The organism is Pelomonas baiyunensis (assembly GCF_043555935.1).
GTDB lineage: Bacteria > Pseudomonadota > Gammaproteobacteria > Burkholderiales > Burkholderiaceae_C > Pelomonas > Pelomonas baiyunensis.
Genome location: NZ_JBIGIB010000004.1, coordinates 128,699 through 141,792 on the forward strand (window position 1 = coordinate 128,699; position 13,094 = coordinate 141,792).

General features: G+C 71.8%; 10 protein-coding genes. 6 read left to right on the plus strand and 4 right to left on the minus strand.

All coding sequences use genetic code 11. The annotated features are described in order from the left end of the window. Positions 1 to 26: 26 nt before the first annotated feature. Positions 27 to 587 carry a YdeI/OmpD-associated family protein gene (locus ACG01O_RS14780; RefSeq protein WP_394385763.1) on the minus strand — a complete coding sequence of 187 codons (561 nt, stop codon included), beginning with the start codon at positions 585 to 587 and terminating at the stop codon, positions 27 to 29. A 36-nt stretch (positions 588 to 623) separates the two neighbouring features. Here ACG01O_RS14780 and ACG01O_RS14785 point away from each other — a divergent pair, with 36 nt between their 5' ends. Beyond that, positions 624 to 1,559 (plus strand): 2-hydroxyacid dehydrogenase, encoded by a 936-nt coding sequence (locus ACG01O_RS14785; protein WP_394385764.1) that lies wholly within the window; start codon positions 624 to 626, stop codon positions 1,557 to 1,559. Here the strand turns inward: ACG01O_RS14785 and ACG01O_RS14790 are convergent. Continuing rightward, a complete protein-coding gene (locus ACG01O_RS14790) occupies positions 1,546 to 1,869 on the minus strand; it encodes a hypothetical protein (RefSeq protein ID WP_394385765.1) in 324 nt (107 codons plus the stop codon). The two genes, ACG01O_RS14785 and ACG01O_RS14790, sit on opposite strands and share 14 nt — an antisense overlap. A 277-nt stretch (positions 1,870 to 2,146) precedes the next feature. On the opposite strand from ACG01O_RS14790, the gene ACG01O_RS14795 reads away from it, so the two are divergent. Continuing rightward, on the plus strand, positions 2,147 to 3,937 hold the full coding sequence (locus ACG01O_RS14795; RefSeq protein ID WP_394385766.1) for a TonB C-terminal domain-containing protein: 1,791 nt from the start codon (positions 2,147 to 2,149) through the stop codon (positions 3,935 to 3,937). Between the two features lie 45 nt (positions 3,938 to 3,982). Here the strand turns inward: ACG01O_RS14795 and ACG01O_RS14800 are convergent, their stop codons facing one another. Further along, positions 3,983 to 4,921 carry a hypothetical protein gene (locus ACG01O_RS14800; RefSeq protein ID WP_394385767.1) on the minus strand — a complete coding sequence of 313 codons (939 nt, stop codon included), beginning with the start codon at positions 4,919 to 4,921 and terminating at the stop codon, positions 3,983 to 3,985. Positions 4,922 to 5,009: 88 nt separating this feature from the next. Here ACG01O_RS14800 and ACG01O_RS14805 point away from each other — a divergent pair, with 88 nt between their 5' ends. Continuing rightward, entirely contained in the window at positions 5,010 to 5,531 is a 522-nt protein-coding gene (locus ACG01O_RS14805; protein ID WP_394385768.1) for a hypothetical protein, read from the plus strand. 63 nt (positions 5,532 to 5,594) lie between these two features. Here the strand turns inward: ACG01O_RS14805 and ACG01O_RS14810 are convergent, their stop codons facing one another. After that, entirely contained in the window at positions 5,595 to 8,732 is a 3,138-nt protein-coding gene (locus tag ACG01O_RS14810) for a diguanylate cyclase (RefSeq protein ID WP_394385769.1), read from the minus strand. Between the two features lie 224 nt (positions 8,733 to 8,956). Between ACG01O_RS14810 and nosR the strand changes: the two genes are divergently transcribed. Genes nosR through ACG01O_RS14825 form a run of 3 tightly spaced genes read left to right on the plus strand, consistent with a single transcriptional unit; the run spans position 8,957 to position 13,088 of the window. Continuing rightward, positions 8,957 to 10,384, plus strand: coding sequence for a response regulator c-di-GMP phosphodiesterase, NosR family (nosR, locus tag ACG01O_RS14815; protein ID WP_394385770.1), 1,428 nt, complete (start codon positions 8,957 to 8,959; stop codon positions 10,382 to 10,384). Between the two features lie 11 nt (positions 10,385 to 10,395). Continuing rightward, a complete protein-coding gene (locus ACG01O_RS14820; protein WP_394385771.1) occupies positions 10,396 to 10,968 on the plus strand; it encodes a response regulator in 573 nt (190 codons plus the stop codon). A 29-nt stretch (positions 10,969 to 10,997) separates the two neighbouring features. Next, a complete protein-coding gene (locus ACG01O_RS14825; RefSeq protein ID WP_394386348.1) occupies positions 10,998 to 13,088 on the plus strand; it encodes an ATP-binding protein in 2,091 nt (696 codons plus the stop codon). The last annotated feature ends 6 nt before the right edge of the window (positions 13,089 to 13,094 follow it).

A 13,094-nucleotide genomic window follows, 5' to 3' on the forward strand; every position in this document is an offset into this window, starting at 1 on the left:
CGGGTGCCGAAGGTGAAATCTGCCGGTCAGAGCCGGCGCCCCTCGGCACATGCGGCCATCAACAACGCCAGCCGGCGCTGCTGCGTGGCCGCCTGCTTGGCGCTCAGCACATGGCGAAGCATCTGGCGGCGCCAGCCCGGCGGCTGCGCCTCGAACCAGGCCCAGGCCGCCGCCTCGCGCCGGAAGGGGGCTTCCAGCGCGGGCGGCAGGCTCACCTCGCCCGGGTGTTCGTAGCTGTAGACGATGCTGCGCCGCTCGGTGCGGCGCTCGAACGCGGCCAGGCCGGCGGGCGTCATGCGGCCCTCGGCCGTCAGCACGGCCACGCGGTCGATGTTGACGCGGCTCCAGATGGACGTGGGCCGGCGCGGCGTGAAGCGGATCTGGTAGCGCAGCTCGTCCACGCGCTTGCGCACGCCGTCGATCCAGCCCACGCACAGCGCCTCGTCCACCGACTCCGGCCAGGTCATGCTGGGCAGGCCGGTTCCGCGCTTGTGATACCCCACCACCAGTTCGGAGGCCTGGGCGCTGTGCACGGCCAGCCAGTCGCGGAAGGCCTCGGGCGTGGGGAAGTAGACGGGTTCGGCCATGATGCGGGCATTCTGATGGCTCCCTGCCCTGCTTCCATGACGCCTGTTCTGCTGCTGCTCGTCGCGATCGCCGATGAACACAAAGCCCTGCTGCACGCGCGCTTTCGCGTGATCGACGCCCCCACCCCCGCGCTGCGGGCCGCCGCGCTCGCCGAGCAGGCCGCCGACATCGAGTACGTGCTGACCAATGGCTCGGTCGGCTTCACCGGCGCCGAGATCGCTGCGCTGCCGCGCCTGCGCCTGCTGGCCGCCCAAGGCGCCGGCTACGAAAACCTGGACCTCGCCGCCGCCCGCGCACGCGGCGTGCCCGTGTGCAATGGTGCCGGCACCAACGACGACTGTGTGGCCGACCACACCCTCGCGCTGCTGCTGGCCAGCGTGCGCGCCCTGCCCCGCCAGCAAGCCGCCCTGCGCGCCGGCCAGTGGCGCGACGCACTGCCGCTGTATCCGCACTTCACCGGCCGGCGGCTGGGCGTCATCGGCCTGGGCCAGATCGGCCGCAAGATCGCCGCGCGCGCCGCCGCCTTCGGCATGGTGATCGGCTATCACAACCGCCGCCCGAGTGACGCCGCCGGTGCGGCGCGTTACTTCCCCAGCGTGCTAGAACTGGCCGCTTGGGCGGACGACCTGGTGGTGGCCACGCCTGGCGGCGCCGGCACCACCCACCTCGTGAACGCCGAGGTGCTGACCGCCCTGGGCCCGGGCGGCCACGTCGTGAACATCGCCCGCGGCAGCTGCGTGGACACGGCCGCCCTGGCCGCCGCGCTGCGCGAGGGCCGCATTGCCGGCGCGGCGCTGGACGTGTTCGAGGGCGAACCGCACTGGCCTGCAGCGCTGGACGGGCTGGACAACCTCATCCTGACCCCGCATGTGGCGGGCTGGTCGCCTCAGGCCATTCGCGCCACGGTGGAGACCTTTCTGGCCAACGTGGACGCGCTGCAGCGCGGCGCGCCGCTGCTCACCGCCCTGTGAGCAACTGCGATTCGCGGCGCGGGGCGTAGAACCGCTCGCTGCCGGCTTCCAGCGCGCCCTCAGCCGCCTGACGGCCCATCTGTGGCGCTGCGGCGCCGGCACGCAGCGTGAGCACCGTGGGCAGCGGCGCCACCCCTTGCGGCCGCACCACCGGCGGCACCGCCAACACCGGCTCACGCCGCACCGGCCGGCGGTGCGCCAGGAACAGGTCCAGCGTCAGCCAGCGGCGGGCCATGGCCTGGGCAGGCGTGAGGGCAGGCGTGAGGGTGGGGGCTGAAGCGGGGGCGGAGGCGGAGGGCTGGGTGGACATGGCAACTCCAAGAAAAAACATTGGGGTCACTCGCTAAAACGCCCTGCGCGCCCGGAACACGACAACCCACCCCCTCGGCCGCGGGGGCCGGCCCTGCGGCCGTAGGACGCTGCGCCGACCCCGCCGGCGGGCTGACGACAATGCGCGCCATGCCGCCCTTGGCCCTTCCTTTGGTCCCGCCCATGACCCGCCCGCTGCCCCCGCCGCAAGCCCGGCCCGGGCTCGGCCGACCGCGGCCGGCCGGGCGCCCGGGGCGGGCCTTGCCTGCGAGGCCCGCTTGAGCGGCTGGCCGCCGGTGCCAGCGCGTCGCCGGGCCCGGGGCCCGGGGCCGGCGCTCGTCGTCTCGGTGCTGCTGCATGCGCTGCTGCTCAGCCTCACCTGGGGCGGCGAAGGCCTGGGCCTGCCGGGCCTGAGCCTGCCCTGGCAAGCCCGCCGGGCGGAGGTGCCCGACCTGCGCGTGGTGCTGGTGGCGCCGCCCGAGCCGCCGGCGCCCGCCCCGCAGCCACCGGGGTCACACGCGGCACTGCCGGCCGACAGCGCGCCCCCCGCTGCGCCACGCGAGGCCCAGCCGCCCACCGCGGCGCCGGCCAGCCCGAGCACAGCCACCCCGCCCGCGCCTGCCCCCAGCCCGGCCGCTGACACCCCGCCCACCACCGCCACGCTGCAAGCCGCCGCGCCCGTAGCGGTGTCGCGCCTGGTGGCCGTGGAGAAACCCGCCGACCCGCGCTGGACCGTGCCGCCCGAGCTGCCTGCCTCCGCCCCCGTGGTGGCGGCCCTGGGCCCTGCGTCCGCGACCGGCCCGGAACTCACCCGCCTGACCGCCGTGCGGGACACCGCCCCAACCCGCAGCAGCACCGCCAGCCAAGACCTCGCACTGCTCGACCGCGCCGCCCAAGACACCGCCGCCCAGGCCCGCCAGCAGGCGGAACGGCTGGCGGCCGCCCAGGCTGCCGCGCAGGCCGAGGCCGAACGTGCAGAACGCGCCGAACAGGCACGCCAGGAGGCCTTGAAGCAAGAAGCAGCCCGCCGCGAGGCCCTCCGGCAGGAGCAGGTGCGGCAAGAACAAGTGCGGCAAGAACAACTGCGCCAGGAGCAGGCGCGACTGAACGCCGCCAAGGCCGAGGCCGCGCGCGTAGAAGCGGAACGCCAGGCTCCCGCGCAACGGCTGGAAGCCAGCCGGCAAGAAGCGGCCCAGCAAGAAGCGGCGCGGCAGGAGGCAGCACGCCAGGAAGCGGCCCGACTCGAAGCCGCCCGCGCTGACGCCGCACGACAAGACGCTGCGCGCCGCCTGGCCGCACAGCAGGAAGCCGCGCGCCGTGAAGCTGCTCAGGCCGCTCAGGCTGCGCAGGCAGCCCAGGCCGAAGCTGCGCGAGCCGAAGCCGCGCGGGCTGAGCTGGCTCGCGCCGAAGCGGCGCGTCAGGAGGCTGCCCGCGCCGAGGCCGCTCGCCAAGCCGCGGCCCGGCAGGAAGCCGCGCGGCCAGAATCTGCCCGACAGGAAGCGGTGCGGCAAGACGCCGCACGGGCGGAGGCTGCACGCGCCGAGGCAGCCCGGGCCGAAGCCGCACGGCTGGCGGCCGCCAAGGCCGCGGATGCCGCCCACGAGGCCCAACGCGAAGCCCGCCTGCGCGCCATCGGCCAGCAGCTCAACGAAGAAGCGGCCCGCCGCGACGCCGCCCGCCAGGCGCAGGCCAAAGACCTGCCCTCGTCCTGGAGCAGCGTGCGGCGCGGGCGGCTGTTCGGTCGCACCGATGCCAACGCCGAGATGGTGCTCTACGCCGAGGCCTGGGCCCGCAAGATCCAGCTCAGCGCCGCGTTCGACAGCCTGCGCGAACTGGTGAAGCAGCCGCACGCCGACCCGCTGGTCACGGTGGCCCTGCGCGCCGACGGCACGGTGGAGTCCATCAGCTTCACCCGCTCCAGCGGCCTGCCCGCGCTGGACGACGCGATCCGCCGCGTCATCGAAGGCCAGGCCAACTACCCGGCGTTCTCACCGGCACTGGCCCGCGAGTACGACGTCATCGAAATTCGCCGCACCTGGCAGTTCGACATGGCGATTCGTTTGTACTGACCGGCCCTCGCCGCGCGCCCGCCGCACCCGCCGGACTGCGTCCGGTCAGTCCGGCACCGCCGGCAGCGCCGGGAACTGCTGCCACGCGTCCCCCAACTGCTGCCTGGCCACCGCCGCCAGTTGAGCCATCTGTGCGTCCGCCGGTTCGGCTGGCGCCGGCCGGCCGACCGGCATCTGGGCCATGGGCGACGCCGTCCAGGGGTGGTCACGCAAGCCCGGCAGCGGCGCACCCCGCCGGGCCACCCGTTGATGCGACAGCAGCAACAGATCCAGCGGCAGCAACCCCCAGGGCTCGGTTTCGTACGCCAGGTCCGGCTGCACCTCCAGGACCTCGGCCCGGCAGCGCAGCGCCAAGTCGCCCACGGCATGCACCGCGTCCACCGCAGCGCCTGGGTCGGTCCCTTCGAGCGCCATCAGCGGACGGTAGCGACCCAGCGTCTCGGGCCACTCGGTCTCATCCGGCCAGACACCGGTGTGGCGGGCTTTCACCAAGCACCACATCAGGTCGTTGAGCGCCGGGTCGGCCGGCACGCTGTCCATGACGCCGCTGCGAAACCACGCGTGCAGCAGACCCGCCAGCCAGGTGGCTTCGGGCTCCATGCCCGACAGCTCGGCCAGTGCCCACAACCAGGGCAGTTGAGGTTCATGCCCGGTCGGCAGCCACAACTCGCGCCCCGCCCGGGCCGCCAGGGGCACGTACAACGACCACGCCTGCACCCCATGCGCCACCCCACCGGCGCACAGGGCTGGCGCCAGCGGGCGCTGCTCACAGGTCGCCTGAAACGTGCCCAGCCGCACCTGAGCGCTCAGCACCAAGACCGCCCAAGACACCATGCGGTCCAGATCGGACCCCGCCAAGGCGTCGGCCCACGATCGCTGCAAACGCGCCACGTCGGCCTGGGCGCGCAGCAGGCTCGATGCCGTGCGAGCACGCACGGCCGACGTGAGATGCAGGCGTTCAGCGGCAGACAGCGGGCGGGTCATGCAAACAGTCTAGGTGCGCGCACAGCGCGTAGACCCGGCGCGCCGCAGCGAACGATTGGCCCTCGGCCAGCGGCAACAATGGGGCGCCATGACCACAAGCCGCTCGCTGCCCTGCCTCCCCGCACTCGCCCAGCCCCGACGGCGCCTCGTCGGGCTGACGCTGGCCGCAAGCCTGTGGTTGTCGGCCTGTGCGGTACTCGGCCCCGAGCAGCGGCCGTATCACGCCTTCGAGTTCGGCGTGGCCCCGGGTGCCGGCACCGTGCAGCACCTGCGTTGGCATTACAGCGACATCACCTCACTCGGTGAAAAGCCCGTGGCCGTGGGCCGCAACCTGCCCTTCGTGCTGCGCCGCCAAGCCATGCCCGTGCCCGAGGTGTTCGAGGCCAGTTGGCAAACCGCAGACGGCCAATGGCGGCTGGCCCGGCTGCCGGTGCGCAGTGTGTTGAAGCACCGCGTGGAAGGCCACAGCCTGCTGTTCTGGGTGACGGCCGAGGGCGTGCGCGGCGAGTACATCACCTACACGCCGCGGGGCGACCAGACCGAGGTGTTTGCCGAAGTGCGCGCCACCCCGGTGGACGAGGCGGCGGCGAAAGCGGTGAGCGCCCCGTGAACGCGGGCTGAGCCCCGGCGGAGCATCGGCTGAACACCCGATGCGTGCCGGCCGCGCGCTGGTTCAGCGCGCCGAGCGCAGCAGCGTGAGCCGCCCGCGGGCCGACCACGCGTCCAGCGGGCGGCGCATGTCGCGGCGCAGCAGTTCGTCGTCTTCGGCGCGGGCGTCCAGCAGGCCCACCCAGGCGTTGCGGCCGCTTTCCTTGGCGTCGTAGAGCGCCGCGTCGGCCAGGTCGATGGCGGCGTACCAATCCAGCGCGCGGGGCAGGCGCGTGCACAGCGGGAAGGCGCTGAAGCCGACCGAGCAGGTCTGCGCCACTTTCAGGCCGCCGTCCAGCATGAAGGGCTCGGCCGACACGGCCTGGCGCGCGCGCTCGGCCAGTTCGGCCGCCCGGCTGCGCGGCGTACCGCGGGCGACGATGAGGAACTCTTCGCCCCCCCAGCGCACGAGGTAGTCGGTGGCGCGGAACACCTGCTCCAGCCGGCCCCGCATCTGCGTGAGCACGGCATCGCCGGCCGTGTGGCCGTGGGCGTCGTTGATGCGCTTGAAGTGGTCGATGTCGATCAGGAAGAAGAGCAGGTCCTGCTCGCTCTCGGTCTCGTGCGGTGCGCTTTCGTAGTGGCGCACGGTGAGGGCGGCGTCGGCCGGCATCTGGCGGTCCAGGAAGCGGCGGTTGCGCAGGCCGGTGAGCGGGTCGGTGAGGCTGGCTTCTTCCAGCTCCAGCGACTTGGCGGTGAGGGCCGCGGTGGCGGCTTCCAGCGCCTCGGTGCGCTCTTGCACGCGGCGCTCCAGCACGCGGCGGTGGCGCAGCAGCAAGCGGGTGCGGGCGTTGACGATGGCAGCCACCAGCAGGCAGGCACTCACCAGGGCCAGGGCCAGCGCCCAGCGGGTTTGCCACCAGGCGGCGCGCACTTCCACGGGCAGCTTGAGTTCGTGCGGGCTCCAGGCGCCGTCGCGGTTGCTGCCTTGCACGCGCAGCTGGTAGCTGCCGGGCGCGAGGTTGGTGTACACGGCCAGGCGGCCCAGGGTGCCGGCGTCCACCCACGCGCCGTCCAGCCCTTCCAGGCGGTAGCGGTAGCGGTTGCGGCCGGGCTGGCTGTAGTCCAGCGACGCAAACGCCACGCTCAGCCCGCGCTCGCCCGGGGCCAGCACCACGGGGCCGGATGTGGGCAGCGGGCGCTCCTGCCCGTCCACGCGAAGCTCCGCCATCACCAGCGGCGGCTTGTACGTCCAGGGCGCAAAACGGTCGGGGTCGATCACCAGCAGCCCGCGCGCGCCGCCGAACAGCATGCGGCCGTCGTCCAGCTTGGCATAACTCCGGAACCAGCCGGTGCCGAGGTCGGCACCATCGGCTGCACCCAGTTCACGGCGCTCGCCCGAGCGCGGGTCGTACATGTTGCGCTGGGACCAGACGCGGCCTTCCTTGTCGAACAGCAGGTTGGCGCCGAACGCACCGCCCACGTCAGACGCGCCAACCACCTCGAACCGGGCGCGCTGGGCGTCGCTGCTGATCATGCGGTGCAGGCCGGTGCCGGTGTCCACCCACAGGCGGCCGGCGAGGTCCACGGCCATGCCCAGCACGGTCTGGCCGGTCAGGCCTTCGGACTGCACCCACTCGGCCACGGGCTCGTCGGCCCCAGGCTTGGCCACGCGGAACAGGCCGGCCGCGCCGCCGGCCCACAGGCTGCCGTCGGGCAGCGTGGCAAAGGCGTTCACCTCGCCGGTGCCGCCCACCAGGCCGGCGGTGGGCACGGCGCGCATGGTGGGGCGCTGGGGCGTCCAGCGCATGACGCCGTCCAGCGTGGCAATCCACAGCGCCCCGTCATCGGTGGCATGGAAGCGCCGCGGCACGGCGTTGCCGGCGCGAAGGGTTTCCTTCCAGCGGCCTTGGGTGTCGAAGCGCAGCAGTTGCGTGTCGATGGCCACCCAGACGGAGCCGTCCTTGCTTTGGCCCAGCGCATTGATGCGCCCGGGCGGCAGGCCGCCGCCGGCACTGGCGCCGGCTGTGGGGGCGATCAGGCCCAGCGGCTGCAGGTTGCGGTCGCGCCGTTCAATGCCACCGGCCAGCGTGCCCAGCCAGATCTCGCCGTTGCTGAGCTGCAGCACGCTGCGCACGTCCAGCCCGCCGGCGCTGGCGCCCATGGCGTCGCGCACCATGGACAGGCCCGGCAGCGGTGGCACGTGGCGCATCAGGCCGCCGCCGTAGCTGCCCGCCCAGACGGTGCCGGAGGGGTCGCGCAGCAGGGCGCGCACATCGCTGCGCGGGGCCGTGCCCGCGCCGGTGGCGGGCAGGCGCTCAATGAGTGCGCCGTCGGTGGCCCGGCGGCGCGACACGCCGGAGGCGTCGCCAAACCACAGCTCGTCCGCATCCGGCTGGGCCATGGCCATGACCGGCCACACGCCAGCCGTGGCGCCGGGCTGTGCGCCGCGGGTGAAGGGCAGCGGCTGGCCGCTGGGCGACAACGCACGCAGGCGGCCCTGGGCGGTGCCGGCAATGATGCGGCCGTCCAGGGTTTCGCTCAGCAGGGTGACGAGCTGGTCGCCCAGGTCCACATCCAGGGTTTCGATGGGGCCGTCGGGCGTCTTGCGGGCGAGCCCCCGCCAGGTGCCGATCCACAGCGTGCCCTGGCGGTCCACCAGCAGGGTCTGCACCCGGGTGTCGGGCAGGCCGTCTTCCTGGCCGCGGTGGTGCGTGAAGCGCTGGGTCTTGACGTCGAAGCGGTCCAACCCGCCGCTGCCGCCAATCCACAGCGTGCCGTCTTTCTCCAGCGCCAGCGTGCGCACGGTGTTGGCGGCGGGGGCGGCGTCGTCAGCGGATTTGCCGTCGCGCGCCCAGCGGTCCCAGCGGCCGGTGGCGGCGTCCATGCGCACCAGGCCGCTGTTGCCGGCGGCCACCCAGATCCAGCCGCGCGGGTCGGGCAGCAGCGCGCGCACGAACTGCTCGGGCAGCAACTGCCCATCGGGCCCGCTCAGCGGGTAGCGGCGAAAGGCGTAGCCGTCAAAACGCAGCAGGCCCTCGGGCGAGCCGGCCCACAGCAGGCCGCGCGCATCCAGTGCCAGAGCGGAGACGACGTTGTCGCGCACCGCACCGGGTTCGCCAATGGCCTCGAAGCGCGGCACCACGGCCTGCGCCCACGGCACCAGCCCCAGCAGCACCAGCGCACAGGCCCCCACGCGATTGAGCAACACCCTCTTCCACATGGGTCGCGATTCTCGGCGAGGGGGGCGGGCGCCCATCCCGGCGTTACCCCTCAAGGGAAAACTCACCCCCGCCGGGCGCCTGAGCGGCCGGGTCGAGTGTGAAGAAGTCGTCGCGCGGAGTTGTTTTTATCAAATTAAGAAGATGCGCTTCTATCATTTGAAGCGCACACTCGGGCCACGGCTCGCCTTGCAGTGAATCCAACGTTGAGCCGTCGGAGTGCATCATGGATACGACGCTTGCCCCCCCTGCTCCCTCCTCCAAACCGGCGGCGGCTGCCCCCGTGGTGGCGGCACCACCGGCAACGCTGCTGTTCGTGGACGACGAACCCGCGATCCTCAGCGCGCTGCGCCGGCTGCTGCGCCCCCTGGGCCACCGCGTACTGTTGGCCGAAAGCGGCGCCGAGGCGCTGGAGATTCTGGAAAAGGAGCCGGTCGACCTCGTGATGTCGGACATGCGCATGCCGCAGATGGACGGCGCGCAACTGCTGCAGATCGTGCGGCAACGCTGGCCCGACGCGATGCGCCTGCTGCTGACGGGCTATGCCGACATCAGCTCCACCATCGCCGCCATCAACCAAGGCGAGATCCACCGCTACATCTCCAAGCCCTGGGACGACCAGGAGCTGCTGCTGAGCCTGCGCGAGGCGCTGGACCGCCACCGCCTGGCGCACGAAAACCGCATCCTGCAGAAGGTGACGGCCGAGCAGTACGACCAGCTGCAAACCGCCAACGCCAAGCTCGACGAGATGAACCGCCAGCTCGAAGGCAACAACGCGCAGCTGGAAAAGCGCGTGGCCTCGCGCACGGCCGAGCTCTCGCAAGTGAACGACATGCTGGGCGCGGCGTATCAGCAGCTGCAAACCAACTTCATGCTGTCGATCAAGGTGTTCGCCGGGCTGCTGGAGCTGCGCGAGGGCAGCCTGCCGGGCTTCTCTGAAAAAGTGGGCTCGCTGTCACAGCGCCTGGCGCTGAAGCTGGGCTTGAGCGAGAGCCAGCGCACCGATTGCTACGCGGCCGGCCTGCTGTGCGAGATCGGCAAGATCGGGCTGCCCGACCGCATGCTGCGCAAGGCGTTCTCGGCGATGGACGACGAAGAGCGCAAGCGCTACTGCCGCCACCCGCTGATGGCCGAAGCCGCGCTGATGCCCTTGAACGACCTGCGCAGCGTGTCGCGGCTGGTGCGCCAGCACCAGGAACGCGTGGACGGCCGCGGCTACCCCGACGGCCTCAGCGGCGACGACGTGCCCATCCAGGCCCAGTTGATCGGCCTGGCGGCCACCTACGAGGGGCTGATGGCCGGCCGGCTGGCGGAGAAGCGCTACACGCCGGAAGAGGCGCAGGAAGCCATCATCAAGGCCTCGGGCAGCCACTACAGCCCCGCCCTGGTGGACGCCTTCAAGAAGGTGATGGCCGACGCCGTGGCCCAAGAGCCGCCGATGCGCGAGGTGAAGGTGAACGAACTGGCGCCCGGCATGGTGATGGGCCGCGACCTCATCAGCCCGCGCGGCACGCTGCTGCTGTCCAAGGGCTACATGTTCGACGCAGCCGTCATCCGGACGCTGAACGAGTTGGTGCGACGCGAGGGCCTGAACGTCAGCTTCTTCGTCCGCACCGACATGCCCAAATCCGCCAGCACCGCGGTTGCGGCCTAGGAGAACGCACGATGAGCACGCCCACCCTGCTTCTGGTCGACGACGAGCCGGCCATCCTGCATGCCCTGGCGCGCACCCTGCGGCGCGGCACGGCGGACGGCCTGTGGCCCGCGATGCGCACCGAGGTCTTCACTGAACCGCAGGCCGCCCTGGCCAGGGCGCTGGAACAGCCGTTCGCGCTGGCGATCAGCGACTTCCGCATGCCCGGCATGAACGGCGCCCAGTTCCTGGCGGCCCTGCGCAAGCTGCAGCCCAGCTGCCGGCGCGTCATCCTGTCGGCCCATGCGGACTTCGACGGGCTGAAGGACGCGATCAACTCGGCCCGCATCTCGCGCTTCATGTCCAAGCCCTGGACGGACGAGGAACTGCTTGCCGCCGTGCGCGAGGAATTGCACGACCACCGCAGCGCGTTGGAGACCGGCCTGCTGGCCGACCAGCAGCGCCTGGTGCAGGGTGAGCTCAGCCCGCAAGAGGCCGAGCGCCGCCGCCTGGAGCGGCTGGAGCCCGGCATCACGCAGGTGGAATGGACCAGCGACGGCGCCTACGTGCTGGACCCGATCGGACTTGACAGCCGCTGGTCATGAACGCGCGCCTGCCCCCACCCAGCGCCCGGATGCTGCCGCCCGGCTTGCGGGCAGGACTGGAAGCCGTGAGCGCACCGCTGCTGGCCCACGACGGCGAGCACATCGCCTTCGCCAACGACACCATGCTGCGGCTGCTGGGCCGGTCGGCCGAGGAGCTGGCCCTGCTGGCGCCGGAAGCCTGGGCCGCTGAAGCGCAGCAAGCGCAGCTGCGCGACTACGGCCGCCGCTGCCTGGACAGTGACGACGCGCCGCCCGCCATCGAAATCGAGGCCATCACCGCCAGCGGCAGCAGCCGGCACCTGGAAATCACCGCCCGCCGGCTGGACAGCGAGCCCGGCGCCCCGCGCCTGGTGCTGCTGACCTGCCAAGACCTCAGCGACATGCGCCACGTGCAGAACAGCCTGCTGGAAGTGGGCCGCGTGATGTACCAGATCGTGGAGAACGGCCCGGTCGCCAGCTACGTGATCGACAGCAACCACCGCGTCACGCACTGGAACGCCGCCTGCGCGCAGCTCACCGGCCGCTCAGCCTCCCAGATGCTGGGCGGCGACGAAACCTGGCGCGCGTTCTCCGAGCAGGCCCGCCCCACGCTGGCGCAACTGATCGTGGACGGCCGCGTGGAAAGCGACGGCGCCACCTACTACGGCGACGGCCTGCACCACTCGCCGCTGCTGCCCGACAGCTATGCCTTCGAGGGGTTCTTTCCGGAGCTGGGCCCGCACGGCCGCTGGCTCTACGTCACCGCGGCCCCGCTGCGCGGCGTGGGCGGGCAGGTGATGGGCGCCATTGAAACCCTGCAGGACGTGACCGCGCGGCACGAAGCCGAAGAGCAGCTGCGGCGCCACCAGGCGGAACTGGAGTCCACCGTGGCCCAGCGCACCGCTGAACTGCGCCTCACGCACCAGGAGCTGGAAGCCTTCCTGGAAAACGCCTCGGTGGGCATCATCTCTACGCGCGACTTCCAGATCAACCGCAGCAACCGCAAATTCGCGCAGATCCTGGACCTGCCCGAAGACGCCAACGTGCCCGAGCTGCCGATGCGGCGCTTCTTCCTGGACGACGCCGACTACCACGACCTCGGCCGCATGGCCGCCAATGCGCTGCGCTCCAACACCTCGCTGGTGCACGAAATGTGGCTGCAAACCTGGACCGGCCAGCGCATCTGGGTGCAGATGATTGCCTACGCCTCCAACCACGCCGGCACCACGCCCAGCATGTGGTGGCTGCTGCAAGACCGCAGCGAGGTGATGCGCGCGCAGGAAGAACTGGTGCGCAACTACCGCAACATCCAGGAAACCAACGCGCGGCTGGAAGAAGCCCAGAACCAGCTGCTGCAAAGCGAGAAGATGGCCTCCATCGGCCAACTCGCCGCGGGCGTGGCGCACGAGATCAACAACCCCATCGGGTTCGTGAACTCCAACCTCGGCACGCTGCGCCGCTATGTCGAGCAGATGCTGGCGCTGATCCAGGCCTACGGCACGCGCGAGGTGCAACCCATCGACGCCGAGTTGGTGGCCCTCAAGCAGGCGGCCGACCTGGAGTTCATTGCCGAAGACCTGCCCGAGCTGCTGGACGAGAGCGAGGACGGCCTGTCGCGCGTGCGCAAGATCGTGCAGGACCTGAAGGACTTCTCGCGCGTGGACCACGCCGACTGGCAAGACGCCGACCTGAACGCCGGCGTCGAGTCCACCCTCAACGTGGTGATGAACGAGGTGAAGTACCGCGCCGACGTGAAGCGCAACTACGGCACCTTGCCGCCCGTGCGCTGCCTGGCGGGCCAGCTCAACCAGGTGTTCATGAACCTCATCGTCAACGCCGCGCACGCCATGCCCACCGAGCGGCGTGGCCTCATCAGCCTGACCACCGGCGTGGCCACGCAAGACGAACGCGAGTGGGCCTGGGTAGAGGTCGGCGACGACGGCTGCGGCATGCCGCCCGAAGTGCAGCGCCGCATCTTCGAGCCCTTCTTCACCACCAAGCCGGTGGGCAAGGGCACGGGCCTGGGGCTGTCGATGGCGTTCTCGATCGTGCAAAAACATGGCGGCCGCATCGAGGTGGACTCCACCCCGGGTGAGGGCACGCGCTTCCGTGTCTGGGTGCCTGTGGCCGGTCCGACCTGAACCGCC